Here is a 1221-nt window from a genome sequence, read left to right on the forward strand (position 1 = left end):
TGTGGTAATCCACGACACTACAGTTGATCGTACAACGGACGGAACGGGGAAGGTCAAAAACCTTACTTTTGAAGAGTTAAAAGCACTCGATGCAGGCAGCTCTTTCAGTAAAAAATTTGCCGGTGAAAAGATCCCGACACTCGGAGAGGTTCTCGATGAATACAAAGGAAAAATCGGCATACTTATTGAACTCAAATCCCCATCTCTTTATCCGGGAATCGAACAGAGAGTAGCTCATCTACTCAAAGAGCGGAATCTGGACAAGCCCAAAAATAAAGAAATTATCGTACAATCCTTTGAGCATGAATCTGTGAAAACTTTTCACTCGATTCTTCCAGAAGTTTCGACCGGTTTGCTGCTAGAATTCAGTCCTGATGGGATATCCGAACAGCAACTTACAGAATTCTCTTCTTACGCGGAGTATTTGAACCCTAATAAAACCATGATTAGCAAACGACTTGTGGAACGTATTCATGAATTCGGGATGAAAACATACCCTTGGACCGTCAGAGAAGCTGATTCTGTTAAACCCTTAGTAAAAGCAGGCGTCGACGGAATTATCACAGATTATCCAGATTACATCGATTAATTATTTATGTACAAAAATAGGCTGTTGAACTTACCGACAGCCCATTTTTCTTTTGTCAAACATCCTGTATGACTCCTTGTTTTTCATGATGAACCAGCCATTTTTTACGTGTTAAGCCGCCTCCATAGCCACCCAGCTCTCCACTCGCATTGATGACTCTGTGACAGGGGATAACGATCGCTATCTGGTTCGCACCATTAGCCCTTGCCACCGCCCTGTAAGACGAAGGCCGTCCAATAGCAGATGCGATCTCAGAGTACGAGCGCGTTTCCCCTCGGGGAATAGTTTTCAACTCTTCCCACACCCTCTTTTGAAACGGTGTGCCTAGATTCCCTAGAGGGGTGTGAAAATGAGTGAGTTCTCCTTTGAAGTATAAACTCAACTCTTCCCCAATAGAGAGAATCGGTTCAGTGTGTCCAGGTATAATCGCTGCATTTGTTTTTTCTCTGAGACGCTCCAATTCCCTCTCCAACCCTCGTCGGTCCACAAATTCAAGCAGAAAAAGTGCTCTTTCATCCGCAATGGCAACCATTGGCCCAAGCGGTGTATCAAGCCAGGACGCCTTAAAAACCTTCTTCTCTCCCGCCAATGCAGGCGGGGTACCCATAATCTTTGAAAAAGCATCTCTAAAG

At 44.5% G+C, this 1221-nt stretch carries 2 protein-coding genes; one reads left to right on the forward strand and one right to left on the reverse strand.

Annotated elements, in window-relative coordinates; translation table 11 throughout:
• Nucleotides 1-589, forward strand: a 589-nt coding sequence (locus tag LD39_RS20590) for a glycerophosphodiester phosphodiesterase family protein (RefSeq protein WP_035553135.1), incomplete at its 5' end; no start/stop codon positions are given.
• Nucleotides 590-644: 55 nt separating this feature from the next.
• Here LD39_RS20590 and LD39_RS20595 read toward each other — a convergent pair.
• Nucleotides 645-1221 (reverse strand): methylated-DNA--[protein]-cysteine S-methyltransferase (locus LD39_RS20595; protein ID WP_035553138.1); only part of this gene is annotated, 577 nt, incomplete at its 5' end.

It is taken from the genome of Halobacillus sp. BBL2006, from assembly GCF_000786645.1.
In the GTDB taxonomy this organism is placed as follows: domain Bacteria; phylum Bacillota; class Bacilli; order Bacillales; family Halobacillaceae; genus Halobacillus.